This is a genomic window from Ramlibacter tataouinensis TTB310 (genome assembly GCF_000215705.1).
GTDB lineage: Bacteria > Pseudomonadota > Gammaproteobacteria > Burkholderiales > Burkholderiaceae_C > Ramlibacter > Ramlibacter tataouinensis.
Genome location: NC_015677.1, coordinates 2,202,568 through 2,227,637 on the forward strand (window position 1 = coordinate 2,202,568; position 25,070 = coordinate 2,227,637).

The window sequence follows — 25,070 nt, forward strand, 5'->3', positions numbered from 1 at the left end:
TCTCAGGCCCGGCTGCGCTCCCAGAACAGGCGGGTGGCCTTCAGGCCGGCCGGCGTCCAGTGCTGCACCGGCGACATGGCCTGCACCAGCAGCTGCATCTGGGCATCAGCATCGAGCACGCGCAGCTGGTCCTCCAGCGCGTCCAGGTCGGGATCGAGCAGCGGCGTCTGAACGTCCGGCGTGGGCAGCGCACGGCCGCGCAGGGTCGCCAGGCGCTGCGCCGCGCGAAAGCTGGCGCGCTGCGGCACGCCCAGGTCGGCATACGGCTGGCCGTCGGCGCTGGCGGCGCCGCGGATCCAGTCGTGGATCACCTGCAGTTCGTAGCTGCTGAACACGCCGAACATCTCGGCCTTCTCGCCCTGCAGCAGGCCCCAGAAGCGGCTTTCGTCCACCGGCCGGCCCAGGTGGATCCAGCCGGCCTGCTGAAGCGCCTCCAGGAACCCGGGCACCCGGGACGGTTCGGCCAGCCAGTCGTTCACGCTGCGGCCGGCCACCTTGCAGTAGTCCGAGTGCGCGCCGTGGCCGGCCACGCTCTTGCGCGACAGGATGCGCACCACCTCGCGGGCGATGTCGAACTCGCGGATCACCTGGGTGGTGCCCAGGCCGGCGTCGGCCAGCTTGCTGCCGTTGCGCACGCGCTCCCAGAAGCCGCTGCTGTCGCCCAGCTTGGGCAGGGTGTCCAGCACCGCCTGGCAGGCGCGCTTGGCGTGGCCGGTGTCGGTGTTGTCCACGGTGACGTGGAGCGTGAAGTAGTAGGGGTCCAGGCCCAGCTCGTTGAGCTCGTAGGCCGTGATCAGCAGGTGCAGCGGCAGCTGCTCGTAGCCCAGGTTGAAGCCGATCACCTCGGGCAGCAGCGCCTCGCCGTGCCAGCCCAGGGCCAGCTGGATCAGCCCCTGCTCGTAGAAGGCATCGTCCAGGTCGTCCACCGGGTCCAGCCCGCTGGAGGCCAGCAGCTTGCGATACAGCAGCACGTGGTTCTTGTCGGGGGCGCCCTCCCCCAGTTCCTCCACGTAGGTGCGCACCAGGTCCGAGAAGCGGCTGTTGCGCCAGTGCGCCACCAGTCCGTAGAGCCAGGAGCCGTCGACCAGCTTGGTGGGCGCGACCACCCGCAGGAAGTACAGCGCGTGGGCCCGGTTGCCGAAGAAGCGGCGCGGACCGCCCGCCTTGCGCCCTTCCAGGTACTCGGCGTACTGGGCGGCCACGCGCTGGGCGTTGCCGTCCATCCAGGCGCCCAGCTCCTCCGGGGCGGCGGGGAGATCGGTCGGCGAATCGGCCACCTCGTCCAGCTTGCGCCGCACGAACGCGAGCGCCTCGGCCCGGGCCGCGTCGTCGGGCTGGTGGCCCGACAGGCGCCAGTACAGGCTTGCCATGGGGCCGGTGGACGCGATCTGGGTGGGGATGGGCCGGGCCCACTCGTGTGCGGCGATGTGCATGGGAACATGCTCCGCCCGAGCCCTGCGTACAGGTATAGGTTGGGCGCGGCAACGTCCGTGGGAGCGGGCCTACGACTGGGCAGTAGCGACTCAGGCCGGGTTTCCTGCGCGCCAGTGACTGCGCGGCAACGTGGCTCAGCGCAAGCGCGGACCGCCCGGCATTGATGAATGCGTCCTACAGGCCGGGGCAGGCGCCACTCGCAAAGATGGCCTGATCGTCCCAAGGAATCCCATGGAAGCCACCCTCCCCGGAAAGAACCGCACCGGCACGGCCACTTCGCCGGTCAACACGCAGGCCATGACCGAAGCCGCCGCCGAGTTGTCGCCGGCCGTGCCGGTGGACACGGCGGGCCTGGAGGCCGAGCGCATCCTCTACATCAACGGTTCGGAGTCGGTGGGCTCGATACCGCCGCCCACCGACCTCAAGGGCGTGTTCAAGAACGGCATCGCCAAGATCAAGGGCGGCCAGCCCAGCATCCTGATGGACAAGGTGGGCGAGCGCATCGCCTTCGAGCGCGGCAGCGTGCGGCTGTACGAAGCGCTGATCGCCAAGTACGAGGCGACCGCAGGGCCCGCCGGCGGCGTGCTGCCCATGGCGCAGGATGTGATCGAGAACGAGATGCAGGCGCTGGCCGTGCTGGCGCCGGTGGAAGGCGAGCAGCCGCTGGACACCCTGCGGCGCATCCGCACCGAGGAACTGGTGCACTTCAAGCTGGTGTGCGACGGCATGGTGCGGCTGGGCGGCGATCCGACGGCGCAGACGCCGTGCGCCGACGTGATCGGCACCGCCTCGCTCGGCCTGATCCAGGTGGTCACCGACCCGCGCACCACGCTGGCCCAGAGCCTGACCGCCATCCTGACCGCCGAACTCACCGACAACGCCGGCTGGGAGCTGCTGATCCAGCTGGCCGAGCAGTCCGGCGAATCGGAGCTGGCCGGCGAATTCCTGGGTGCGCTGGCACAGGAACAGGAACACCTGGCCACCATCAAGGGCTGGGTCGCCGCGCTGGTGTCGCAGGGCGCCGGCACGAATGCCGTCTGATTGCGAAGAACAACAAGGAGAACCTCCATGGCCATCCACCTGCTCAAGGACAAGGGCATGCCGCTGGAGCGCCAGCGCCTGACCTGGAAAGACATGGTCGACAAGCCGATCAGCAAGCTCGACGACGACGCCTTCACCCGCCTGCGCGTCATCCTCATGAACGGGCTGGAGCTCGACTCGCTGCGTACCAAGCAGGTGGCCTTGCGGCAGAACCTCGAAGCGCGGGTGCCGATCGCGCAGCTGATGCGGGTGGAGCAGCACCAGGCCACCACCATCAACTGGCTGATCGGCCCGGATCATTCGCCGCTGGAGACCACCATCGGCTACGAACAGGCCGCCATCGAGATCACCGCCGCCGTGGCGCAGCTCGAGCCCGATCCCTACCTGGCCCAGGGCTACCGCTTCGGCCTGCTGGAGGACTTCGACCACCTGTACCGGTATTCGGCCCTGCTGGACCGGCTGGAGGGCAAGGACGCCAACAACATCACCCAGGGCTACACTGACATCGTGCCCGGCCGCGCCACGCTGTTCCACCACCGCGCGCCGGAGCATGAGCTGCTGGAGCCCTACGGTCCCAACGCCGCTCTGGCCACCAAGCTGAACGCGCTGACGCTGACCGGCGCCGAGTACCAGACGCACGACTACTACATGAACATCGGCCCGCTGTTCGCCGATCCGCTGGCGCGCCAGCTGTATGCCGAGATCGCGTCGGTGGAGAGCCAGCACATCACGCACTACGGCTCCATGCTCAATCCGCACGAGAGCCTGCTGGAGAAGCTGCTGCTGACCGAGGTATGCGAGGTCTGGAACTACGCCGGCTGCGCCGAGCAGGAGACCAATCCGCGGCTGCGGGCCCTGTGGGAGCAGTTCCTGGACTACGAGCTGGGCCACCTGCAGGTGGCGATCCGGCTGTTCCAGGACGTGGAGCGGCGCGACGTGGCCGAGGTGCTGGGCGACGGCCGCCTGCCGCCCTTCATCCCGTTCCGCAGCCAGCGCGAGTTCGTGCGCCAGGTGGTGGAAACCGAGACCCAGCTGCGCAAGCGCGGCACGGAGTTCGTCGACGAGGCCCAGGAAGGCAAGTCGTCGCTGGAGTACCGCAAGGCGGTCAACGCCGGCGGCTCGCCGTCCGAGACCGTGTCGGCCACCTGGTCCTGGTCGCCCGGCACCGAGCTGACGCGCGAGGAAGTGCCGCAGCAGCAGTCCGCCTGAGCGCCGCGCGGCGCCGGGCGCAGTGGATGGACGCCTATGAGCGATAGGGTGTGGGTTGACCTGGCAGGCGACCTGATCCTGGCCAGGATCAGGGGCGAGCCGGACGCCGAGATGCTTCGCGAGTGCCAGGAGAAGGTGCTGCTATTGGCCGCTGAGGCAGGCCGGTCCCGCGTCTTGTACGACACCTTGGAGATGACGCCACCTCCGGTGGAGGTGACGTTCGTCCAACGACAGCTTGACGCGCAAGCGGGAGCCGCCGCCTTGCGTCGTGCGATCGTGGTTCCGAACAGCCGCCTGGCGTACCTGGCGCGATTGGCATTCGGAGAGGGCGACTACCGCGTCTTCTATGGCGACATGGTTGCAGCCATCAAATGGCTGAGTGAATGACGTCAGGCCCCGGCCGGCCACCCTCCTGCGCGGGCGGGGCCAGCGCCAGCCGCACCGTGAACTCGGCGCCCTTGCCCAGCCCCGCGCTGCGCGCCTGCACCGAGCCGCCGTGCAGCTCCACCAGCTGGCGCACCAGCGCCAGCCCGACGCCCAGCCCTCCCGGCGCCAATTCGCTGGCCCGCGACTCGCGGGTGAACAGGTCGAAGATGCGCGGCAGCACCTCCGGAGCGATGCCGATGCCGGTGTCCTCCACCCGCAGCACGGCCTCGTGGGCCTCCTGCGTGAGCTTGACCCAGACGACACCGCCGGACGGGGTGTACTTGACCGCGTTGCCCAGCAGGTTGAGCACGACCTGGCCGAAGCGGGCGGGGTCGGCCTCGACCACCACCGGGACCTGCGGTACCAGGACCTGCAGCTCCAGCCGCTTGTGCGCGGTGGCTTCGGCCAGGCCGGCCACCTCGGTCTCCAGCAGCTTGCGCAGGTCCAGCTGCTGCAGTTCCAGCTTCAGCTGGCCCTGTTCCAGGCGGGTGATGTCCATCAGGTCGTCGGCCAGCCGCCGCAGCAGCTCGACCTGGGTGCCGATGGTACGGGCCGCCGCCTTCATGCGGTCATCGGTCGCCAGGCGCTCGATGATGAACTTGGTGTTGCCCAGGGGCGCGAGCGGGTTGCGCAGCTCGTGTCCCAGCGTGCGCAGGAACTCGTGGGTACGCTCCCGCCCAGCCTGCAGTTCGGCCACCTCGGCTTCCAGCCGCTCGGTGCGGATGCGCATATCGGTGCGGTCCCGCAGGACCTTGATGAAGCCCAACAGATGTTTGTCCTCGTCGTGCAGCGCCGTGACGGTGCCGCTGGTCCAGATGCGTGAGCCGTCACCGCGCAGATGCCAGCGCTCGTCTTCCGAGCGGCTGTCCACGCGTGCGATGTCCAGTTCCAGCCGGTCCAGGTGCCTGGCCCGGTCCTCGGGGGTGAACAGCAGGGAGATGGAACGGCCGACAGCCTGGGCCGCCGGATACCCCAGCACCTGCTCGGCCGCGCCCAGCCAATGGGTCACCACGCCCTCGGGATCCAGCAGGATCACGGCGTAGTCCCTGGCCGTGCGCAGCCAGATGCCGATCAGGTCGTGGTTCACCCCGGCCTGCCGGAGAGGGTTAGCGGGAGCTGCCGCCGCTCCCGCCGGAACCACCGCTGCTGCTGCCGGAACTGCCGCTCGCGCCGCCGCTGCCGCCGGACGAGCCCGAGCCGCCCATGCCGGACCCCATGCTGCCACCCGACGAGCCCGACGAACCCGAACCGGAACCCATGCTGGAGCCGCTGCCAGAGCTGCCGCCCATGGTGCCCGTGGAGCCGGAAGACCCGGAGGAGCCGCTGCCCATCGTGCCGGTCGAGCCGGAACTGCTGCCCATGGAGCCCGAGGAGCCGCTGCCGCTCGAGCCGCTGCCCATCGAGCCCGAGGAGCCGCTGCCCGTCGAGCCGCCCGAGCCGGAACTGCCGCCCATGGTGCTGGAGGAACCGCTGCCGCTGGAGCCCGAGCCGGTGCTGCCGCTCGAGCCACTGGCGCCCGAGCCGCTGCTGCCGCCTGCGCCCATGGTGGACGTGCTGCCGGAGGTGTCGGATGAATTCGCGCTGCTGCCGGCACGGCGCTGGTTGCCGCCGACCGATGAGCCGCTGCCGCCGGTGCCCTGCGTGGCGCTCGAGCCGCTGGAGCCGGACGTGCCGCTGCCGCCGGAGCTGCTCTGGGCGGTGGCCACCCCCACGCCGGCCGCCAGGCACAGGCCCAGCAGGGTGGAGGGACGAATGAGTGATTTGCTCAAAGACATGGAAAGACTTTCATGAGGGTTGCAGGAATGACAGCGCGTCCATGCGCTGTTCCCACGACAGGGCAAGCGGGATGCCCGTCAACGCAGCGGCCGTGCTGGCCGGCCGCGTACCCTCGTGCTCAGGCGGCGGATGCCCGGTCTCCCGGCGGGCACCGCCGGACAGCTCAGGCGCTGGGACCGCCCTCGGACTTGGCGGCCAGCGCGGCGACGCGCAGCTGGTGGCGCTTCTTGCCGGCGGCACGGGCTTCCTCGCTGGTGAAGCGGTGCGCGCGGCCATGCTCGTGGGCCGCCTTGCCGCCCATGCTGGCGATCTCGCGCTTCTTCTCCGGGCTGAGCACGGCGAAGCCGCGCTTGGCGCGAACGGGAATGGCGGGGGTGGTATTGCTGTTGTCCATAGCTTCTCCTTCAGTGGTGGACATGGATGAGGCAGACGGATTCTGAAGAGTCCAAGCCCAACCGGGGGGACTCGGCCGTGAAAATGGATGTTGTCCTACAGAAAGCCGCGCCGCGCGGCTGGCCACCGGCAATGCGAAATAATCCGGCGCCATGGCTGGAACCTTCAAGCTTTACCGTTGCCCCGAGTTCGCCGTGATCGAGCTGGCCGGCCCCGCCACCGCCGAAGACTTCGCCCAGGCCATCGCCACGGTGGCCGCCTTCACGCGGCACGGCGGCGACCGCCGCGCCCTGGCCAACCTGCTGGCCGTGGAGGGCCAGCTGGCCTTCACCCAGCACTTCCAGATGGGCCATCAGGTCGCGCGGCAGCTGGGGCACCTGGAGCGCATGGCTTCGGTGGTGCCCGAGGACAAGATCACGCGCACCAGCGAGAAGGTGGCCCAATCGCTGGGCATGACGCTGCGCGTTTTCACGCGGCTCGACCAGGCGCAGGCCTGGCTGCGCGGCTAGACCCCGGCTCGGCCGGGCGGCGCCTGCAGCAAGGCGCGCAGGCCGTCCTCGTCCAGCACCGGCACGCCCAGCTCGCGCGCCTTGTCCAGCTTGCTGCCCGCCTCCGCCCCGGCCACCACGTAGCTGGTCTTCTTGCTGACCGAGCCCGCCACCTTGGCGCCCGCGGCCTCCAGCAGTTCCTTGGCCTCCTCGCGGCCGAGCGTGGGCAGGGTACCGGTCAGCACCACGGTCTTGCCGGCCAGCGGCAGCACCGCCGCCGCGGCCGGCTCAGTCTCCTCCCAGTGCACGCCGCAACCATCAGGAGGTGGTTTTTGCAGCTGCTCCACCACCTCGCGGTTGTGCGGCTGCTGGAAGAAGGTGTGGATGCTCTCGGCCACGACCGGGCCGACGTCAGGCACCTGCAGCAGCTGGTCCACGCCGGCGTCCATGATGGCGTGCAGCCGGCCGAAGTGGCGGGCCAGGTCGCGTGCGGTGGACTCGCCCACGTGCCGGATGCCCAGGGCGAACAGGAAGCGCGGCAGTGTGGTCGATTTGGAGCGCTCCAGCCCGGCCAGCAGGTTCTGGGCGGATTTCTCGCCCATGCGTTCCAGGGCCGTCAGGCTCGCCAGGCCCATGCGGTACAGGTCGGGCAAGGTCTTGATGACGCCGCCGTCGACCAGCTGGTCCACCAGCTTCTCGCCCAGGCCTTCGATGTCCATCGCGCGCCGCTGGGCGAAATGCAGCAGCGCCTGCTTGCGCTGGGCGCCGCAGAACAGCCCGCCGGTGCAGCGGTGGTCGACCTCCCCTTCCTCGCGCACCGCCTCGCTGCCGCACACCGGGCAGCGGCTGGGCATCGCGAAGGGCGGCGAGGCATGGGTGCGCTTGTCGACCACCACCGCCACCACCTCCGGGATCACGTCGCCGGCGCGGCGCACGATGACGGTGTCTCCCATGCGCACGTCCTTGCGCCGGGCCTCGTCCTCGTTGTGCAGGGTGGCGTTGGTGACCGTCACGCCCCCCACGAACACGGGCGCCAGGCGCGCCACCGGCGTGAGCTTGCCGGTGCGCCCGACGTAGACGTCGATGGACTCCACCGTGGTCAGCTGCTCCTGCGCCGGAAACTTGTGGGCCACCGCCCAGCGCGGCTCGCGCGTGACGAAGCCGAGCCGGCGCTGCAGCGCCAGGCTGTTGACCTTGTAGACCACGCCGTCGATGTCGAACGGCAGCTGGTCGCGGATGCGCCCCACCTCCTGGTGGTAGGCGATCAATTCGTCCGCGCCCTGGGCCACCCGGGTGCGGGAGGACAGCGGCAAGCCCCAGGCCTTGAGCGCCTGCAGGACCTGGTGGTGGGTTTCGAAGGCCGGGCCGCCCTGCTCGGGCGGCGTGATCTCGCCCCAGCCGTAGGCGTAGAAGGACAGCGGCCGCTGACGCGTGATCGCCGGGTCCAGCTGGCGCACCGCACCGGCCGCGGCGTTGCGCGGGTTGACGAAGGTCTTCTCGTTCTTCGCGCCGCGCGCGATCTTCTCGCGCTGCTGCTCGTTGAGTTCCTCGAAATCGTCGCGGCGCATGTAGACCTCGCCGCGCACCTCCAGCACCGCCGGCGCGTCGCGGCCCTGGAGCTGCAGCGGGACCTGGCCGATGGTGCGGATGTTCTGCGTCACGTCCTCGCCCACCTGGCCGTCGCCGCGGGTGGCGGCCTGCACCAGCCGGCCGTGCTCGTAGCGCAGGTTGACGGCCAGCCCGTCGAACTTGAGCTCGGCCACGTACTCCACCGGCGGGTCGGCCTCGGCCAGCCCCAGCTCGCGCCGCACCCGGGCGTCGAAGTTGCGCGCCCCGGTGGCCTCGATGTCGGTCTCGGTGCGGATGGACAGCATGGGCACCTTGTGCCGCACCTTGGCAAAACCCTCCAGCGGCTTGCCGCCCACGCGCCGGGTCGGCGAATCCGGCGTGAGCAGCTCGGGGTGCTCCTCCTCCAGCGCCTGCAGCTCGCGCAGCAACCTGTCGTACTCGGCGTCCGGGATCTCCGGGTCGTCCAGCACGTAGTACCGGTGGGCATGGTGGTGCAGCAGCTCGCGCAGCGCGTCGATGCGCTCGCGCACCGTGGGGCTCGTGGTCATGCGGCGATTGTGCCGCCGCGCCGGCCTAGCTGAACAGCCGCCGCGCCTGCGGCGAACCCGCCGACAGGTCGCGCGCGTCCAGCGTGTCGTAGAGCTTTTCCAGATCGGCGGCGATCACCTCCATCGCTTCAGGCCGGATCACCTGGCCATGGTCGTCCGTGATGGCGCCGTCCATGGCGGCGGCCAGCGTCACGGCGACGTCGCACATGCGAACGAACGGCTGCTCGGCGCGCGGCACCTGCGGCACGTCGACGCTGAGCGACAGCTCGCGGATGGCGGCCTGGGTCGGATCCTCGGCCAGCGCTGCCTGCGTGTCGAAGGATAGGCTCAGCACCGGCGGCGTGCCGGGCTGGGAGGCCGGCAGCACCAGGCGGCCGGGGATCGCGCCGGCCACGAAGCCCAGCCGCGACGCGCTCTGGTGCACGTAGCCGGGGCTCCAGGCGGCGTTGCGGGCGCGCAGCGTCAGTCCCAGCTGCGCGTCGTGCCCGCCCGCGAAGTGGTCGAGCTCGCGCGCGCGCGCCACCTCCTCGCGCATCTCCGGGATGTCGGGCATGCCGCCCACGGCGTCGGCGAAGGCCTGCACCTTCATCACGAACTCCGAGTACTCGATCTCGTTGAGCGCGCCGGTGCGGTTGGCCAGCTGCACGCCGGCCTGGAACGCCACGTAACGCTGGCCCGCATGCGGCATCTCCCAGTGCTGGCTGGCCTCGTTCAGGCCCTCGATGGCGAAAGGCTTGCTGCCCACGCGGCGCGTGGGCGGCAGCGCGGCCAGCGCGGCCTCGCCCGACACCATCGCCTCCAGCGCGATCGGCGCGATCACGTCGATCAGCGCGTCCAGGCCGGGCCGGCGCTCGGGCGGCGGCACGGGCAACGGCAGCGGCACCGACTCCGGCGGCTCGTCCTCGAACACCGGCTCGGCCCGCTCGTGCGGCTCCATCGGCTGGGTAGGCGCGATGGTGGAATGCTCGGGCTGGCGCGGCGTGTTGCGCCGCGTGGTCCAGGCGTTCCAGGCCACCAGCAGCGCCAGCAGCAGCCCGCCCAGGATGACGATGCCGAGGGTGAAACCGCTCATGCCTCCACCCGGCCGCGTCCGTCAGGCCGCCTCGACCATGGACACGGCCGATTCCATGTCCACCGCCACGATGCGCGAGACGCCCTGCTCCTGCATGGTCACGCCGATCAGCTGCTCGGCCATCTCCATGGCGATCTTGTTATGGCTGATGAACAGGAACTGCGTGCCCTTGGACATGGCGGAAACCAGCTTGGCATAGCGCTCGGTGTTGGCGTCGTCCAGCGGCGCGTCCACCTCGTCCAGGAGGCAGAACGGCGCGGGGTTGAGCTGGAAGATGGCGAACACCAGGGCGATGGCCGTGAGCGCCTTCTCGCCGCCGGACAGCAGGTGGATGGTCTGGTTCTTCTTGCCGGGCGGCTGGGCCATCACCTGCACGCCGGCGTCCAGGATCTCCTCGCCGGTCATCACCAGCTTGGCGTTGCCGCCGCCGAACAGCTCCGGGAACATCCGGCCGAAGTGCTCGTTCACGGTGTTGAAGGTGCCGGCCAGCAGCTCGCGCGTCTCGCCGTCGATCTTCTTGATCGCGTCCTCCAGCGTGGTGATGGCCTCGTTCAGGTCGGCCGACTGGGCGTCCAGGAACTGCTTGCGCTCGCGCGCCGAGGTCAGCTCCTCCAGCGCCGCCAGGTTCACCGCGCCCAGCGCCGCGATCTCGCGGTGCAGGCGGTCGATCTCGCCCTGCAGGCCCGACAGGCGCACACTGCCGTCCGCAATGGACCTGGCCACCGCTTCCAGGTCGGCCTGCGCGTCGGCCAGCAGTTGGGTGTACTGCTCCAGGCCCAGGCGCGCCGCCTGCTCCTTGAGCTGCAGGTCGGTGATGCGCTGGCGCAGCGGTTCCAGCTCGCGCTCCAGCTGCAGCCGGCGCTCGTCGCTGGCGCGCAGCTTGGCGGTGAGGTCGTCGTACTCGCTGCGCTTGGCACCCAGAGCGGCCTCGCGCTCCGACTTGAGCTGCAGGGCGTTCTGCAGGCCGGCCTGCGCCGCGGCATCGGTCAGGCGCGACAGCTCGTCGTGCGCACGCTGCTCCTCCGCCGCGACAGACGCGGCCTGCTGCGTGGCGGTCTCGATGGTGCGCTGCAGCTCGCCGCGGCGCGCCTCCAGCGAGCGCTGGGCGAACTGCGCCTCTTGCGCCCGGCGTTCCAGGCTGCGCTGCTGCTCGCGCGACTCGGTCAGCCGGCGCTCGGCCTCGAGCACGCGCTCGTCCAGCTGGGCATGCCGCTCCTGGCTGTCGGCCAGCTGCATGTCCAGTTCCTCGAAGCGGGCCTCGGCCGTGACGCGGCGCTCCTGCAGTTCCTCCAGCATCGCGTCGACCTCGGCCAGGTCGCCGGCGATCTGCTCGCTGCGGGCCCGGGTCTGCTCGGCCAGTTGCGTCAGGCGCAGGGTCTCGACCTGCAGCTCGTGGGCACGGCTCTGCGTTTCAGACGCCTCGCGCCGCACGCCCACCAGGCGCTGGGACGCGTCGGTGTACGCGGCCTCCACCCGCACCAGGGCCGAGCGCGCCTCCTCGGTGATCAGCGCCTGGGCCCGCAGCTGCTTCTCCAGGTTCTCGATCTCCTGCTGGCGCGCCAGCAGGCCGGCCCGCTCGGAATCCTGGGCATAGAAGCTCACGCTGTGCGGCGTGACGCAATGGCCGGTCCGGACGTAGATGACCTCGCCCGGCTTGAGCCTGTCGCGGGCGGCCAGCGCGTCCTCGAAACTGGCCGCGGTGTAGCAGCCGTGCAGCCAATCGGCCAGCAGCGCCTTCTGGCCGGCGTCGTTCAGGCGCAGCAGGTCGGCCAGGCGCGGCAGCGCGGCAGCCGCTTCGGGGACGGCGGCCTGCGGCGGGCTGTAGAACGCCAGCTTGGCCGGCGGCGCATCGGCCGCGAAGGTACGCACCATTTCCAGGCGCGACACCTCCAGCGAGGACAGCCGCTCGCGCAGCGCGGCCTCCAGCGCGTTCTCCCAGCCGGGCTCGACGTGGATGCGGCTCCACAGCGCCTGCAGGCCGTCCAGGCCGTGCCGGGCCAGCCAGGGCTTGAGCTTGTCGTCGGTCCGGACCTTCTCCTGCAGCGCCTTGAGCGCCTCCATGCGGGCCGACAGGTCGGCCTGCTTGGCCGTGTGCTGGTTCAGCGCCTGCTGGCGGCCGCGGCGTTCCTCGTCCAGCTGCGGCACCTGCTCCTGCAGCTCGTGCAGGCGGGCGTCGGCGGCCTCGGCCGCTTCCTGCGCGGCGGCCAGCTGCTGCTGCAGGCTGGCCAGGCGGGCTTCGTCGGGCGCGGCCAGCGCGTTGCGGTCCGCCGCCAGCCGCTCGCGCCGCTGATTGAGCTGGCGCGACTGCTCCTCGATGTTGCGCTGGTCGGCCGCCAGCACCTGGATCTGCTGCTGCACCTGGGCGACGCTGGCGCGCTGCTCGGCCGAGCGTGCCTGGGCCTGGCGCAGCGCCTCTTCCAGCTCGGGCAGGCGCTGCGCCTGCTCCTCGACCTGAGCGGCCAGCAGCACCGCCTGTTCCTCGGCCTCCACGCCCTGCCCGGCCAGGGCCTCGAGCTCGACCGAAGCTTCGTCGCGCCGCGCCGCCCACTGGGCCGTCTGCTCCTTCAGCTGGACCAGGCGCTGCTCGGCGCGCTGGCGGCCTTCGACCACGAAGCGGATCTCGGCCTCCAGCCGGCCGACCTCGGCGCTGGCCTCGTACAGCTGGCCCTGGGCCTGGTTGACCTGGTCGCCGGCGGCGTAGTGCGCCTGGCGCACGGTCTCCAGCTCGCTTTCCACGCGGCGCAGGTCGGCGACGCGCGACTCCAGGTCGTTCACGGCTTTTTCCGCGTCGGCCTTGAGCTTGCCCTGGTCGGCCTCGCTCTCGGAGCGCTTCAGGAACCACAGCTGCTGCTGCTTCAGCGTGGCGTCGGCCTGCAGGCCGTTGTACCTGCGCGCGACCTCGGCCTGCTTTTCCAGCTTGTCGAGGTTGGCATTGAGCTCGCGCAGGATGTCCTCCACCCGCGTGAGGTTCTCGCGCGTGTCGGACAGGCGGTTCTCGGTTTCGCGCCGGCGCTCCTTGTACTTGGACACGCCGGCAGCCTCCTCCAGGAACAGGCGCAGTTCCTCGGGCTTGGATTCGATGATGCGGCTGATCGTGCCCTGGCCGATGATGGCGTAGGCACGCGGCCCCAGGCCGGTGCCCAGGAACACGTCCTGCACGTCGCGCCGGCGCACCGGCTGGTTGTTGATGTAGTAGCTGCTGGTGCCGTCGCGGGTGAGCACGCGCTTGACGGCGATCTCGGTGAACTGGCTCCACTGGCCGCCGGCGCGGTGGTCGGCGTTGTCGAAGACCAGCTCCACGGAGGAGCGCGAGGCCGGCTTGCGGGTGGTCGTGCCGTTGAAGATCACGTCCTGCATGGACTCGCCGCGCAGCTCGCTGGCCTTGGACTCGCCCAGCACCCAGCGCACGGCGTCCATGATGTTGGACTTGCCGCAGCCATTGGGGCCGACCACGCCCACCAGCTGGCCGGGCAGCATGAAGTTGGTGGGTTCGGCGAACGACTTGAACCCGGAGAGCTTGATGGAGGTGAGACGCACGGGAGGACGGAAGCGGTTGTCGTTCGCGGGAACAGGCGCCGGGCTTGCGGACCCGCGGTGGCGCGGATGATACCGTGGCCCCCATGGCGTACCTGCCGCGGCGCGGGCACTTCGACCCGCCGGGCCTGCGCGGGCGCGCGAGCTGGCGCACGCGGCCTCGGCGTTCGCCGCCACCGAGTTCGATGGCATCGGCCCTGCCTTCATCACGCTGCACCACGCGCCGGACGATGCGTTGGAGCTTGTTCGTATAGCGCAGCAGGCGTGAAAAAGTACTCCTGTCTCTCACATATTCTCAAGTTGAGACACTTTTCAGACGAAGCGGTCTAGCCGTATCCATAACAGTTGCTTACATTTGCGGCTGGGCTTCTCTCGCCCTTCTCTCTCGTTTTTCTCTCTCTCTCATCTCTCTCTGGAGTCCGTCATGTCCACCGTAATGAGCACTAGCTACAACGCCTCCTTCGTGGCGTTGTCCTATGCAATCGCCGCCATCGGCGCCTTCGTGGCCTTGACGGCCGCCACCCGCATTGCCGGCCCCGGCGGCCGGCTCAACATGATCAACGTGCTGTCGGCCGGCCTGGCGCTGGGCGGCATCGGCGTGTGGTCCATGCACTTCATCGGCATGCTGGCCCTGGACGTGCGGATGGGCATCGGCTACTCGCTGCCCGAAACCCTGGTGTCGCTGGTCGCCGCCGTGCTGGCGACGGCAGCCGCGATGGCCTGGGTGGGCGTCAAGCCCAGCATGGGCCGCCTGATCGGCGCCGGCGTGCTGCTCGGGCTGGCGGTGTGCGTCATGCACTACCTGGGCATGTACGGCATGCGCTTCGCGGGCTTCTTCCAGTGGTCGTCCGAGCTGGTGGGCCTGTCCATCGTGATCGCCATCGTCGCCGCCACCGCCGCCCTGTGGCTGGGCCTGGTGGTGCGCAACATCGCCGCCCGTGTCGCGGCCTCGCTGATCATGGCAGCCGCCGTGTGCGCCATGCACTACACCGGCATGGCCGCCGCCGACTTCGTCTGCACCTCGCCCAACCCGATGGCCACGCCCCAGGGCTTCGGCATCATCTCCTCGCTGCAGCTGCCGGTGCTGGTCTCCGTGTTGGCGCTGGGCATGGCCTTCGTGATCTCCGTGGACCAGGCCTTCCAGCACTTCGCGCTGGGCGAGCAGCGCCGGATGGCCGCCATGCGCCGCGCCGCCCGCTGAGCGGCGGCGGTCAGTCCATCCGCGGCTGGCCGGAGGCGGCGGTGACGCCGCCGTCCACCGGCAGCGCGACACCGGTGACCATGGAAGCGTCCGGGCTGGCCAGGAAGGCCACCACGGACGCGACCTCCTCCGGCCGGGCCGGCCGGCCCAGGGGCATGCGCTTGCGGAACTCGGCCATCAGCTTGCGGTCGCCCTGCATGTCCTCGGTCATGGGCGTGAGGGTGAAGCTGGGGCACACGCAGTTGACGCGCACCCCCTCGGCGCCGTGGTCCAGCGCCAGGGCCCGGGTGAAGTTGACGATGGCGCCCTTGGAAGCGTTGTAGAAGCTCAGGCCCCAGTCGCCGCCCAGGCCGGAGACCGAGGCCATGTTGACGATGCAGCCGCGGCTGGCCACGAGGTGCGGCATGGCGGCACGGCAGCCGTGGAACACGCCGCCGGCATTGATCGCCATCACCTCCTCCCAATCGGCCAGAGAGGCCTCGGTGACCTTGCCTTCGGGCGCCACGCCGGCGTTGTTGACCATGACGTGCAGCCCGCCGAAGGCCTTGACGGCCGCCTGCACCAGGGCCTCCACCTGCCGGTACCTCGAGACGTCCGTGGGCTTGACCAGGGTGCGCTCGGGCGGGAGGTCGCGCGCCACCCGCTCCAGCTTGGCGCGGGTGCGGCCGGCCAGCACCACGGCCGCGCCCTCCTGGGAGAACCGCCGGGCGATCGCCTCGCCGATGCCGGAGCCGGCGCCCGTGACGACCACGACCTGGTTCTCGAACCGCTGCTGCATGGATGCTCCCTAGACCGGCTCATTCTGGGCCGTCAGCGCCGTGCGCAGGGAACACTGCGTCCGCTTGTTACGGACGGCCGCCGATAATCGGCCGCATGAATCCCCTGTTGTCGCGCCTGCAGCCCTACCCGTTCGAGCGGCTGCGGCAACTCTTCGCCGGCGTCACGCCCGACCCCCGACACCGCGCGATCAGCCTGGGCATCGGCGAGCCCAAGCACCCCACCCCCGCGTTCATCAAGCAGGCGCTGGTCCAGGCCCTGGACACGCCCGGCAGCGACCTGGCGGGCTACCCGCCCACCGCGGGCTCGCCCGCGCTGCGCGAGGCCTGCGCCCGCTGGCTGCAGCGGCGCTACGGCATGGCGGTCGATGCCGCGACCCTGGTGCTGCCGGTCAACGGCTCGCGCGAGGCGCTGTTCTCGTTCGCCCAGACCGTGATCGACCCGACGCGCCCGGCGGTGGTGGTCTGCCCCAATCCGTTCTACCAGATCTACGAGGGCGCGGCGCTGCTGGCGGGCGCGCAGCCCCACTACGCGCCCAGCGACCCGCAGCGCAACTTCGCGGTCGACTGGGACAGCGTGCCGGCGGCCGTGTGGGCGCGGACCCAGCTGCTGTTCGTCTGCTCGCCGGGCAACCCCACCGGCGCGGTGATGCCGCTGGCCGAATGGAAGAAGCTGTTCGAGCTGTCGGACCGCCACGGCTTCGCCATCGCCTCGGACGAGTGCTACAGCGAGATCTACTTCCAGGGCGAGCCGCCGCTGGGCGGGCTGGAGGCCGCCCGCCAGCTCGGGCGCGGCTTCGACCGGCTGGTCGCCTTCACCAGCCTGTCCAAGCGCAGCAACGTGCCCGGCATGCGCTCGGGCTTCGTCGCCGGCGACGCGGCCATCCTCAAGCAGTTCCTGCTCTATCGCACCTACCACGGCGCCGCGATGAGCCCGGCCGTGCAGGCCGCCAGCATCGCGGCCTGGAACGACGAGGCCCATGTGGAGGCCAACCGCGACATGTACCGGCAGAAGTTCGCGCAGGTGCAGCCGCTGCTGTCGCAGGTGCTTGACGTGCGCCTGCCCGATGCGGGCTTCTACCTGTGGGCCGGCGTGCAAGGAAGCGACACCGCCTTCGCCCGCGAGCTGCTCGCTCAATACAATGTGACCGTGTTGCCGGGCAGCTATCTCGCGCGCGAATCCGAGGGCCGCAACCCGGGCACCGGCCGCGTCCGCATGGCCCTGGTGGCCGACACCGCCGAATGCCTGGAAGCCGCCCGCCGCATCGTCCAGTTCGTCCAATCCAAGAAGTGATCCAATGACCCAGCAGCTGCAGCAGATCATCGACAACGCGTGGGACAACCGCGCCAGCCTGTCGCCCAAGGCGGCACCGAAGGAAGTGGCCGACGCGGTCGAGCATGTGGTCGCCGAGCTGAACAACGGGCACCTGCGCGTGGCCACGCGCCAGGGCGTGGGCCAGTGGACGGTGCACCAGTGGATCAAGAAGGCGGTGCTGCTGTCCTTCCGCCTGAAAGACAATGCCCTGATGAAGGCCGGCGAGCTGGCCTTCTTCGACAAGGTGCCCACCAAGTTCGCCCACCTCACGCCCGAGGAGCTGGCCGCCACCGGCGTGCGCGTGGTGCCGCCGGCCGTGGCGCGCCGCGGCAGCTTCATCGCCAAGGGCGCCATCCTGATGCCCAGCTACGTCAACATCGGTGCCTACGTGGACGAGGGCAGCATGGTGGACACCTGGGCCACCGTGGGCAGCTGCGCCCAGGTCGGCAGGAACGTGCACCTGTCCGGCGGCGTGGGGCTGGGCGGCGTGCTGGAGCCGCTGCAGGCCAACCCGACCATCATCGAGGACAACTGCTTCATCGGCGCGCGCTCGGAGATCGTCGAGGGCGTGATCGTCGAGGAGAACTCGGTCGTCTCCATGGGCGTGTACATCGGCCAGAGCACGCCCATCTACGACCGCGCCACCGGCGAGACCAGCTACGGCCGCGTGCCCGCCGGCTCGGTGGTGATCTCCGGCAGCCTGCCCAAGGACGGCGGCAAGTACAGCCTGTACGCCGCCATCATCGTCAAGCGGGTCGACGCGCAGACGCGGGCCAAGACCAGCCTGAACGACCTGCTGCGCCCTTAAAGTAAAGAACACCAGCCGCACGCCCTGAGGAGGGACCCATGAGCACGATGGAGCGCATCCTGCGCCTGATGGCCGAGAAGAAGGCTTCCGACGTCTACCTGTCGGCGCAGGCACCGGCCATGATCAAGATCAACGGCCAGTGCGTGCCGATCAACAACCAGCTGCTGCCGGCCGACGCGCCCAAGGCCCTGCTGGCCGAGGTGCTGCCGGCCGACCGCATCATGGAGCTGGAGCAGAGCGGCGAGCTGAACATGGCGCATGCGATCGAGGGCGCGGGCAACTTCCGCTTCTCGGCCATGCGCCAGCGCGGCACCTACGCGGCCGTCGTCCGCTACATCGCCACCGAGATCCCGGCGCTGGAGACGCTGTCCGTGCCCATGATCCTGGGCGAGCTGATCATGGAAAAGCGCGGCCTGCTGCTGATGGTGGGCGCCACCGGCGCCGGCAAGAGCACCACGCTGGCCTCGATGATGGACTACCGCAACGAGCGCGCCGCGGGCCACATCCTCACCATCGAGGATCCGGTCGAGTTCATGTTCAAGAACAAGAAGTCGGTGGTCAACCAGCGCGAGGTGGGCAGCGACACCGACTCGCTGCAGGTGGCGCTGAAGAACGCGCTGCGCCAGGCGCCCGACGTGATCCTGCTGGGCGAGATCCGCGACCGCGAGACCATGTCGGCCGCCATCGCCTACGCCCAGTCGGGCCACCTGTGCCTGGCCACCATGCACGCCAACAACAGCTACCAGGCGCTCAACCGCATCCTGTCGTTCTATCCGGTGGAGGTGCGCCCCACCCTGCTGGGCGACCTGGGGGCGGCGCTCAAGGCCATCGTCTCGCAGCGCCTGCTTCGCACCGTGCACGGCAGCCGCGCCCCGGCGGTGGAGGTGATGCTCAACACGAAGCTGGTGAGCGAGCTGATCGAGAAGGGCGACTTCTCCGGCGTGAAGGAGGCGATGGAGAAATCCATGGCCGAGGGCTCGCAGACCTTCGAGCAGGACATCGCGCGCATGATCCTGGACGGCACGGTGGACCGCAAGGAAGGCCTGGCCTACGCCGACTCGCCCACCAACCTGCAGTGGCGCCTGCAGAACGACTTCACTGGCAAGAACACCCAGGCCGCGCAGGAAGCCGTGCAGGAGGAACTGGACGACCAGCCCTCCTTCACCGAGATCACGCTGGACGTGAAGCATTGACGAACAAAACCCTCCACCTCACCGAGCAGCTGATCTCCCGCCGCTCCGTCACGCCGGAGGATGGCGGCTGCCAGCAGCTCCTGCGCGAGCGGCTGCAGCCGCTGGGCTTCGATTGCGAGACCCTGGTCAGCGGCCCTGAGAACTTCCGCGTCACCAACATGTGGGCCAAGCGGACCGCGGGCCGCGCCGGCAGGACCGTGGTGTTCGCCGGCCATACCGACGTCGTGCCCACCGGCCCGCTGGAGCAGTGGACCAGCGATCCTTTCGTGCCCACGCACCGGGACGGCCGGCTGTACGGCCGCGGCGCCGCCGACATGAAGACCTCGATCGCCGCCTTCACCGTGGCGACGGAGGAGTTCCTCGCGGCCACGCCCGAGCCGGCCATCTCCATCGCCCTGCTGATCACCAGCGACGAGGAAGGTCCCAGCACCGATGGCACCGTGGTGGTGGTCGAGCAGCTGCGCTCGCGCGGCGAGAAGCTGGACTGGTGCATCGTGGGCGAGCCCACCTCGGTGGAGCGGCTGGGCGACATGATCAAGAACGGCCGGCGCGGCAGCCTGACCGGCAAGCTCACCGTCAAAGGCATCCAGGGCCACATCGCCTACCCACAGCTGGCCAGAAACCCCATCCACCTGGCGCTGCCGGCGCTGGCCGAGCTGGCGGCCACCGAGTGGGACCGCGGCAACGACTTCTTCCCGCCCACCAGCTTCCAGGTCAGCAACATCCATGGCGGCACCGGCGCCGGCAACGTGATCCCCGGCGCGGCGGTGGTCGACTTCAACTTCCGCTTTTCCACCGAATCGACGGCCGAGGGGCTGCAGCGCCGGGTGCAGGCGGTCCTGGAGCGCCATGGCCTGAAGCCCGGCGAGGGCTATGACCTGGTGTGGACCGTGGGCGGCCAGCCCTTCCTCACGCCGCCGGGCGAGCTGGTGGGCGCCATCCAGCGGGCCATCCGTGCCGAAACCGGCGTGGCGACCGAGCTGTCCACCACCGGCGGCACCAGCGACGGCCGTTTCATCTCGCGCATCTGCCCGCAGGTGATCGAGTTCGGCCCGCTCAACGCCAGCATCCACAAGATCGACGAGCACGTGGCGGTGGCCGACATCGAGCCGCTGAAGAACATCTACCGGCGCACGCTCGAGCAGCTGAACGCGTTGCCGCAGTAGCCATGACCGTGCTGGAGCTGATCGAGGCCGGGGCGCGGCGCCTGGCGGATGCGGGCGTCGCCTTCGGCCACGGCACGGCCAATGCCTTCGACGAGGCCGCCTGGCTGGTGCTGTGGAAGCTCGGCCTGCCCCTCGGCGAGCTGGATGCGGTGGCCCAACGGGCGGTCAACCCGGCCGAGCGGGCGCAGGTGGCCACGCTGCTGGAGCAGCGCATCGCCAGCCGCAAGCCGGCCGCCTACCTCACCCACGAAGCCTGGCTGCAGGGCGTGCCCTTCTACGTGGACGAGCGCGCCATCGTGCCGCGCTCCTTCATCGCCGAGCTGCTGGCCGACGGCACCGTCGATCCCTGGCTGGGCGAGCACACGAGGCAGGTGCTGGACCTGTGCACCGGCAACGGCAGCCTGGCGGTGCTGGCGGCGATGGCCTGGCCCGACGTGAAGGTGGATGCGGCCGACCTCTTGCCCGAGGCGCTGGAAGTCGCGCGCATCAACGTCGACCGGCACGGCCTGCAGGGCCGGATCCGCTTGCTGCAGTCCGACGGCCTGGCCGCGGTGCACGGCCCCTACGACCTGGTCCTGTGCAACCCGCCCTACGTCAACGCCGCCGGCATGGCGGCGCTGCCCGCCGAGTACCGGGCCGAGCCTGCGCTGGCCCTGGCCGGCGGTCCCGACGGCATGGACTTCATCCGCCGCCTGCTGCGCGAGGCGCCCGGGCGCATGGCCGAAGGCGCCGTGCTGGTGCTGGAGATCGGCAACGAGCGCGCGAACTTCGAAGCGGCCTTCCCGTCCCTGGAAGCGGTCTGGCTGGAGACCAGCGCCGGCGAGGACCAGGTGCTGCTGCTGACGCGGGAGGCGCTGCCCGCATGATCACCCTGCGCGAGGTCACGCTGCGCCGCGGCGCCAAGGTGCTGCTGGACAAGGTCTCGGCCACTCTCAACCCCGGCGAGAAGGTCGGCCTGGTCGGGCGCAACGGCGCCGGCAAGTCCACCCTGTTCGCCCTGTTCAACGGCAGCCTGCACGAGGACGCGGGCGAATTCTCGCGGCCCGCCCACTGGCAGCTGGCCCAGGTGGCGCAGCACATGCCCGAGACCGGCGAGCCGGCCACCGACTTCGTGCTGGCCGGCGACACCCGCCTGATGGCGCTGCGCGCCGCGCTGGCGCAGGCCGAGGCCGAGGGGGACGCGAACCCGGAGGACCCCGAGATCGGCATGCGCATCGGCCAGGCCCATGCCGACCTGGCCGACGCCGGCGAGCACGACGCGGTCCCGCGCGCCCAGACCCTGATCCTGGGCCTGGGCTTCAAGACCCACGAGCTGGACCAGCCGGTGAACAGCTTCTCGGGCGGCTGGCGCATGCGGCTGCAGCTGGCGCGCGCGCTGATGGCGCCGTCGGACCTGCTGCTGCTGGACGAGCCCACCAACCACCTGGACCTGGACGCCTTGGTCTGGCTGGAGGCCTGGCTGCAGAAGTACGCGGGCACGCTGATCGTGATCAGCCACGACCGCGAGTTCCTGGACGCGGTGACCGACGTCACTCTGCACATCGAGCAGCAGAAGCTGGTGCGCTACGGCGGCAACTACAGCGCCTTCGAGACGCTGCGCGCCCAGCAGCTGGAGCTGCAGCAGTCCGCCTTCTCCAAGCAGCAGGACAAGATCGCCCACCTGCAGAAGTTCATCGACCGATTCAAGGCCAAGGCCAGCAAGGCCAAGCAGGCGCAGAGCCGGGTCAAGGCGCTGGAGCGCATGGAGAAGATCGCGCCGGTGCTGGCCGAGGCGGACTTCAGCTTCGAGTTCAAGGAGCCGGCCAACCTGCCCAACCCCATGCTGGCCATCAGCGACGCGGCCTTCGGCTATGGCGACAAGACCATCCTGCGCGGCGTCAACCGCTCGGTGCTGGCCGGCCAGCGCATCGGCATCCTGGGCGCCAACGGCCAGGGCAAGTCCACCCTGGTCAAGACCATCGCGCGCGAGATCGCGCCGCTGGCCGGCACGCTGACCGGGGGCAAGGGCCTGAACATCGGCTACTTCGCCCAGCAGGAGCTGGACGTGCTGCGGCCGCAGGACAACGCGCTGGAGCACATGGTGCGCCTGGCGCGCGACGTGGGCCCGCCGGCGCGCGAGCAGGAGCTGCGCAACTTCCTGGGCAGCTTCAATTTCTCCGGCGAGATGGCGGCCCAGACCGTGGGCACCATGAGCGGCGGCGAGAAGGCGCGGCTGGTGCTGGCGCTGATCGTCTGGCAGCGGCCCAACCTGCTGCTGCTGGACGAGCCCACCAACCACCTGGACCTGGCCACGCGCGAGGCGCTCTCGGTCGCGCTCAACGAGTTCGAGGGCACGGTGCTGCTGGTCAGCCACGACCGGGCCTTGCTGCGGGCGGTGTGCGACGAGTTCTGGCTGGTGGGCCGCGGCGAGGTGAAGCCCTTCGACGGCGACCTGGACGACTACCAGCGCTACCTGCTGGAGGAAGCCAAGCGGCTGCGCGAACTGGCGCGCGCGCAGGCGGCAACGACCACGACGGCCGCCGCCCCGCCGCCCTCCCCGGCGGCAAGCCCGGCCCAGCGGGCGGCCCGCGCCCGGCCGCTCAAGCGCGAGCTGGAGCAGGTGGAAAAGGACATGGCCCGCGTCGACGCTGCCAGAGACGCAGCGCAGGCGCGCCTGGCCCAGGGCCTGCCGCCGGCCGAGATCGCCGAAGCCGGCCGCCGCCTCAAGGCCCTGGGCGAGGAGATGGCGGCGCTGGAGGAGCGCTGGCTCGCGCTGTCGGGCGAGATCGAGGCGCTGGAAGCGGCCGCCTGAGGCCGGGCCCCCAGGAAAAAGGCCCGTCCACCGGAGGCGGACAGGCCTTTCAACGCGATCCTGGTAGGACGTACAAGATTCGAACTTGTGACCAACGGATTAAAAGTCCGCTGCTCTACCAACTGAGCTAACGTCCCACGGCGGTGATGATTTCCACCGCAGCAAAGCCCGCGATTATAGCGTCTGTCGGGCTTGTGTTTTCGCAGCCAGCCGATCGAGCACGAAACCGGCGGCGCACAGGCCGAAGGTGGCGGTCACGCTGACCACCGAACCGTAGCCGTGGCAGTTGAGGGAACCGTCGCCTTCGATGGCGCAGGAGGGGTCCGGCGGCGCCACGGCCTCGCGGCTGAAGACGCAGGCGATGCCGATGGCCTGGCCCTCGCGCGGCGCGCCATGGAACTTGCGCAGCCGGTAGCGCAGCTGCGCCAGCAGCGGGTCGTGCGTGGTGCGCGACAGGTCGTCGATGTCCACGCGGTGCGCCAGGCGCTTGCCGCCCGCTGCCCCCACGCTCACGAACGGCAGGCGCGCGCGCAGGGCCCAGGCGGCCATCGCCGCCTTGGCCTTCACGTCGTCGCAGCAGTCGATGACCGCCTGCACGCCGGGTGCCAGCAGCCCCGGCCAGTTGCCGGGCTCGGCGAACTCCTCGATGCCGTGCACCGTGCAGCCGGGATGGATCTGCGCGATGCGCTCGCGCATGGCCTGCACCTTGGCCTGGCCCAGCGTGGACTCCAGCGCATGGACCTGGCGGTTGATGTTGGACTCGGCCACATGGTCCAGGTCGACCAGCGTGAGCTCGGCGACGCCGCTGCGCGCCAGCGCCTCGGCGGTCCAGGAGCCCACGCCGCCTATGCCCACCACGGCCACGTGCGCGCGGCGGATGGCCGCCGCGCCGGCGACGCCGTACAACCGCTCCAGCCCGCCGAAGCGGCGCTGCAGGTCGGCCGCCAGGTCGAGCGCGGGCGCGTGCATGGGCGCCGCCGCGAACTCAGCGCAGCCGGGCCAGCCGCTCGCGCGCCGCGGCCGCCGCCTCGGACTGCGGGTAGGCCTTGACCAGCTCGTCCAGCGTGCGACGCGCCCCGGCGCTGTCCTTCAGCTCGATCTGGCAGTTGGCGATGGACAGCACCGCCTCGGGCGCGCGCGCATGGTCGGGCGCCTGCGCCAGCAGGCTGCGGAAGTTGCCGATGGCGCCGCGGTAGTCGCGGTTGGCGTACTGCGCATTGCCCAGCCAGAACAGCGCCGACGGCCGGTAGCCGCTTTGCGGGTAGCGCTGCAGGAACTGCGTGAAGGCCACCTGCGCGGCGGGAAACTCGCCCCGGCGGAACACAGCCAGGGCCGCGTCGAACTCGCGCTGCTCGGTCGCATCGGCGCTGAACTCGCGGCCGTCCAGCGTGACCTTGGCCGGCTCGACCTTGCGCAGCCGGTCTTCCACGCCCTGCACCATGTCTTTCTGCAGGCGCTGCAGCTCGGCGACGTCGCGCGCGATCTGCTCGTCCTGGCCGCGCTGGCGCGCCAGCTCGCCGCGCAGCGCCTCGATCTGCGTCTGCAGGTCCAGCAGGCTGCGGCGCAGCTGGCCGTTTTCCTCGGTCGCGCGGCGCAGGTCCTCGATCTGCCGCTCCATCTGCACGCGCTGGCTGTCCAGGCGCTGGCGCAGCTCGATGATGGCGCGCCGTGCCTCGTCGTCCCCACCGAACAGCTGGGCCCGCGCGGGCGCCGCGGCCAGCGAGGCCGCCACCGCCACCGCGGCCAGCAGGAAGCGTGCGGCCGCCATCAGCGGTACGCGATCTCGGCGCGCCGATTCTTGGAGAAGGCGGACTCGTCGCTGCCGCTCTCGGCCGGCTTCTCCTTGCCGAAGCTCACGGCCTCGATCTGGCTGTCCGGCACGCCCAGCAGGGTGAGCGCCCGGCGCACCGCCTCGGAACGGCGCTGGCCCAGCGCCAGGTTGTACTCGCGGCCGCCCCGCTCGTCGGTGTGGCCCTCGACGGCGACACGCCGGCCGTTGTTGGCGCGCAGGTAGCGCGCGTGCGCCTCGATCAGCGACTGGAACTCGGGCTTGATGACGTAGCTGTCGTAGTCGAAGTAGACGACGCGGCCGGCGTCCCGCGGCCCGGGCTGCAGGTTGACGGCGGGATCGGCCGTCACCGGCGCGACGCCGGTCTGGGCGCCGCCGCTGCCGGCCCCGCCGCCGCCAGGCGCCGTGCCGGCGGCATTGCGGTCCTCCACCGGGGTGTCATTGAGCTTGACGCTGGAGCCGCAACCGGCCAACGCCGCCACCAGGCCCACGGCCACGAAAACACGCTTCACGTTCATCTTTGCTATACCTCCTAGGAAAA

General features: G+C 70.5%; 22 protein-coding genes and 1 tRNA gene. 12 read left to right on the top strand and 11 right to left on the bottom strand.

Features of this window, described 5'->3' with window-relative positions:
* Positions 1–2 precede the first annotated feature (2 nt).
* A complete protein-coding gene (locus RTA_RS10670; protein ID WP_013901412.1) occupies positions 3–1,433 on the bottom strand; it encodes an iron-containing redox enzyme family protein in 1,431 nt (476 codons plus the stop codon).
* Positions 1,434–1,665: 232 nt separating this feature from the next.
* Between RTA_RS10670 and RTA_RS10675 the strand changes: the two genes are divergently transcribed.
* Genes RTA_RS10675 through RTA_RS10685 form a run of 3 tightly spaced genes read left to right on the top strand, consistent with a single transcriptional unit; the run spans position 1,666 to position 4,071 of the window.
* Positions 1,666–2,475, top strand: a complete 810-nt coding sequence (locus RTA_RS10675; protein ID WP_013901413.1) for a ferritin-like domain-containing protein — start codon at positions 1,666–1,668, stop codon at positions 2,473–2,475.
* A gap of 27 nt (positions 2,476–2,502) precedes the next feature.
* Complete coding sequence (locus RTA_RS10680) at positions 2,503–3,684, top strand: hypothetical protein (protein ID WP_013901414.1); 1,182 nt, start codon at positions 2,503–2,505, stop codon at positions 3,682–3,684.
* 36 nt (positions 3,685–3,720) lie between these two features.
* Positions 3,721–4,071 carry an STAS/SEC14 domain-containing protein gene (locus RTA_RS10685; RefSeq protein ID WP_041675345.1) on the top strand — a complete coding sequence of 117 codons (351 nt, stop codon included), beginning with the start codon at positions 3,721–3,723 and terminating at the stop codon, positions 4,069–4,071.
* Here RTA_RS10685 and RTA_RS10690 read toward each other — a convergent pair.
* A complete protein-coding gene (locus RTA_RS10690) occupies positions 4,052–5,197 on the bottom strand; it encodes a PAS domain-containing sensor histidine kinase (protein ID WP_013901415.1) in 1,146 nt (381 codons plus the stop codon). The genes RTA_RS10685 and RTA_RS10690 overlap by 20 nt on opposite strands.
* Positions 5,198–5,313: 116 nt before the next feature.
* On the opposite strand from RTA_RS10690, the gene RTA_RS20980 reads away from it, so the two are divergent.
* Positions 5,314–5,901: a hypothetical protein gene (locus RTA_RS20980; RefSeq protein ID WP_013901416.1), complete on the top strand. Its 588-nt coding sequence runs from the start codon at positions 5,314–5,316 to the stop codon at positions 5,899–5,901.
* A 148-nt stretch (positions 5,902–6,049) separates the two neighbouring features.
* Here the strand turns inward: RTA_RS20980 and RTA_RS10700 are convergent, their stop codons facing one another.
* Positions 6,050–6,280 carry a KGG domain-containing protein gene (locus RTA_RS10700; RefSeq protein WP_013901417.1) on the bottom strand — a complete coding sequence of 77 codons (231 nt, stop codon included), beginning with the start codon at positions 6,278–6,280 and terminating at the stop codon, positions 6,050–6,052.
* 151 nt (positions 6,281–6,431) lie between these two features.
* Between RTA_RS10700 and RTA_RS10705 the strand changes: the two genes are divergently transcribed.
* Positions 6,432–6,788: a SpoIIAA family protein gene (locus tag RTA_RS10705; protein ID WP_013901418.1), complete on the top strand. Its 357-nt coding sequence runs from the start codon at positions 6,432–6,434 to the stop codon at positions 6,786–6,788.
* Here the strand turns inward: RTA_RS10705 and ligA are convergent.
* Genes ligA through smc form a run of 3 tightly spaced genes read right to left on the bottom strand, consistent with a single transcriptional unit; the run spans position 6,785 to position 13,493 of the window.
* A complete protein-coding gene (ligA, locus tag RTA_RS10710) occupies positions 6,785–8,884 on the bottom strand; it encodes an NAD-dependent DNA ligase LigA (protein WP_013901419.1) in 2,100 nt (699 codons plus the stop codon). The genes RTA_RS10705 and ligA overlap by 4 nt on opposite strands.
* Positions 8,885–8,909: 25 nt before the next feature.
* Complete coding sequence (locus RTA_RS10715; RefSeq protein ID WP_013901420.1) at positions 8,910–9,956, bottom strand: cell division protein ZipA C-terminal FtsZ-binding domain-containing protein; 1,047 nt, start codon at positions 9,954–9,956, stop codon at positions 8,910–8,912.
* A 21-nt stretch (positions 9,957–9,977) separates the two neighbouring features.
* A complete protein-coding gene (smc, locus tag RTA_RS10720; protein ID WP_041675347.1) occupies positions 9,978–13,493 on the bottom strand; it encodes a chromosome segregation protein SMC in 3,516 nt (1,171 codons plus the stop codon).
* 433 nt (positions 13,494–13,926) lie between these two features.
* Here smc and RTA_RS10725 point away from each other — a divergent pair, with 433 nt between their 5' ends.
* Positions 13,927–14,691: an MHYT domain-containing protein gene (locus RTA_RS10725; protein WP_226986068.1), complete on the top strand. Its 765-nt coding sequence runs from the start codon at positions 13,927–13,929 to the stop codon at positions 14,689–14,691.
* A 10-nt stretch (positions 14,692–14,701) separates the two neighbouring features.
* On the opposite strand, the gene budC is transcribed toward RTA_RS10725, so the two are convergent.
* Positions 14,702–15,469: a meso-2,3-butanediol dehydrogenase gene (gene budC / locus RTA_RS10730; RefSeq protein ID WP_013901423.1), complete on the bottom strand. Its 768-nt coding sequence runs from the start codon at positions 15,467–15,469 to the stop codon at positions 14,702–14,704.
* 95 nt (positions 15,470–15,564) lie between these two features.
* On the opposite strand from budC, the gene dapC reads away from it, so the two are divergent.
* The 6 genes from dapC to RTA_RS10760 are packed head-to-tail and all read left to right on the top strand — an operon-like array spanning position 15,565 to position 22,740.
* Entirely contained in the window at positions 15,565–16,761 is a 1,197-nt protein-coding gene (gene dapC / locus RTA_RS10735) for a succinyldiaminopimelate transaminase (protein ID WP_013901424.1), read from the top strand.
* Positions 16,762–16,765: 4 nt separating this feature from the next.
* A complete protein-coding gene (dapD, locus tag RTA_RS10740) occupies positions 16,766–17,590 on the top strand; it encodes a 2,3,4,5-tetrahydropyridine-2,6-dicarboxylate N-succinyltransferase (RefSeq protein ID WP_013901425.1) in 825 nt (274 codons plus the stop codon).
* 38 nt (positions 17,591–17,628) lie between these two features.
* Positions 17,629–18,783, top strand: coding sequence for a PilT/PilU family type 4a pilus ATPase (locus RTA_RS10745; RefSeq protein WP_013901426.1), 1,155 nt, complete (start codon positions 17,629–17,631; stop codon positions 18,781–18,783).
* Positions 18,780–19,949 carry a succinyl-diaminopimelate desuccinylase gene (dapE, locus tag RTA_RS10750; protein WP_013901427.1) on the top strand — a complete coding sequence of 390 codons (1,170 nt, stop codon included), beginning with the start codon at positions 18,780–18,782 and terminating at the stop codon, positions 19,947–19,949. The genes RTA_RS10745 and dapE overlap by 4 nt, the downstream gene beginning before the upstream one ends.
* 2 nt (positions 19,950–19,951) lie before the next feature.
* Complete coding sequence (gene prmB / locus RTA_RS10755) at positions 19,952–20,815, top strand: 50S ribosomal protein L3 N(5)-glutamine methyltransferase (protein WP_041675349.1); 864 nt, start codon at positions 19,952–19,954, stop codon at positions 20,813–20,815.
* Positions 20,812–22,740 carry an ABC-F family ATP-binding cassette domain-containing protein gene (locus tag RTA_RS10760; RefSeq protein WP_013901429.1) on the top strand — a complete coding sequence of 643 codons (1,929 nt, stop codon included), beginning with the start codon at positions 20,812–20,814 and terminating at the stop codon, positions 22,738–22,740. Before prmB ends, RTA_RS10760 begins: the two co-directional genes overlap by 4 nt.
* 61 nt (positions 22,741–22,801) lie before the next feature.
* On the opposite strand, the gene RTA_RS10765 is transcribed toward RTA_RS10760, so the two are convergent.
* From RTA_RS10765 to pal, 4 genes are all read right to left on the bottom strand, one after another.
* A tRNA-Lys gene (locus RTA_RS10765) sits at positions 22,802–22,877 on the bottom strand.
* A 37-nt stretch (positions 22,878–22,914) separates the two neighbouring features.
* Entirely contained in the window at positions 22,915–23,709 is a 795-nt protein-coding gene (locus tag RTA_RS10770; protein WP_013901430.1) for a tRNA threonylcarbamoyladenosine dehydratase, read from the bottom strand.
* Positions 23,710–23,725: 16 nt separating this feature from the next.
* Positions 23,726–24,508, bottom strand: coding sequence for a tol-pal system protein YbgF (gene ybgF / locus RTA_RS10775; protein WP_013901431.1), 783 nt, complete (start codon positions 24,506–24,508; stop codon positions 23,726–23,728).
* Positions 24,508–25,047: a peptidoglycan-associated lipoprotein Pal gene (pal, locus tag RTA_RS10780; RefSeq protein WP_013901432.1), complete on the bottom strand. Its 540-nt coding sequence runs from the start codon at positions 25,045–25,047 to the stop codon at positions 24,508–24,510. Before pal ends, ybgF begins: the two co-directional genes overlap by 1 nt.
* Positions 25,048–25,070 lie beyond the last annotated feature (23 nt).

Coding starts and splice junctions, on each gene's coding strand:
- RTA_RS10670 (WP_013901412.1), bottom strand. CDS start 1,433: ATGCACATCGCCGCACACGAGTGGGCCCGGCCCATCCCCACCCAGATC.
- RTA_RS10675 (WP_013901413.1), top strand. CDS start 1,666: ATGGAAGCCACCCTCCCCGGAAAGAACCGCACCGGCACGGCCACTTCG.
- RTA_RS10680 (WP_013901414.1), top strand. CDS start 2,503: ATGGCCATCCACCTGCTCAAGGACAAGGGCATGCCGCTGGAGCGCCAG.
- RTA_RS10685 (WP_041675345.1), top strand. CDS start 3,721: ATGAGCGATAGGGTGTGGGTTGACCTGGCAGGCGACCTGATCCTGGCC.
- RTA_RS20980 (WP_013901416.1), top strand. CDS start 5,314: ATGCCGGACCCCATGCTGCCACCCGACGAGCCCGACGAACCCGAACCG.
- RTA_RS10700 (WP_013901417.1), bottom strand. CDS start 6,280: ATGGACAACAGCAATACCACCCCCGCCATTCCCGTTCGCGCCAAGCGC.
- RTA_RS10705 (WP_013901418.1), top strand. CDS start 6,432: ATGGCTGGAACCTTCAAGCTTTACCGTTGCCCCGAGTTCGCCGTGATC.
- ligA (WP_013901419.1), bottom strand. CDS start 8,884: ATGACCACGAGCCCCACGGTGCGCGAGCGCATCGACGCGCTGCGCGAG.
- RTA_RS10715 (WP_013901420.1), bottom strand. CDS start 9,956: ATGAGCGGTTTCACCCTCGGCATCGTCATCCTGGGCGGGCTGCTGCTG.
- RTA_RS10725 (WP_226986068.1), top strand. CDS start 13,927: ATGAGCACTAGCTACAACGCCTCCTTCGTGGCGTTGTCCTATGCAATC.
- budC (WP_013901423.1), bottom strand. CDS start 15,469: ATGCAGCAGCGGTTCGAGAACCAGGTCGTGGTCGTCACGGGCGCCGGC.
- dapC (WP_013901424.1), top strand. CDS start 15,565: ATGAATCCCCTGTTGTCGCGCCTGCAGCCCTACCCGTTCGAGCGGCTG.
- dapD (WP_013901425.1), top strand. CDS start 16,766: ATGACCCAGCAGCTGCAGCAGATCATCGACAACGCGTGGGACAACCGC.
- RTA_RS10745 (WP_013901426.1), top strand. CDS start 17,629: ATGAGCACGATGGAGCGCATCCTGCGCCTGATGGCCGAGAAGAAGGCT.
- prmB (WP_041675349.1), top strand. CDS start 19,952: ATGACCGTGCTGGAGCTGATCGAGGCCGGGGCGCGGCGCCTGGCGGAT.
- RTA_RS10760 (WP_013901429.1), top strand. CDS start 20,812: ATGATCACCCTGCGCGAGGTCACGCTGCGCCGCGGCGCCAAGGTGCTG.
- RTA_RS10770 (WP_013901430.1), bottom strand. CDS start 23,709: ATGCACGCGCCCGCGCTCGACCTGGCGGCCGACCTGCAGCGCCGCTTC.
- ybgF (WP_013901431.1), bottom strand. CDS start 24,508: ATGGCGGCCGCACGCTTCCTGCTGGCCGCGGTGGCGGTGGCGGCCTCG.
- pal (WP_013901432.1), bottom strand. CDS start 25,047: ATGAACGTGAAGCGTGTTTTCGTGGCCGTGGGCCTGGTGGCGGCGTTG.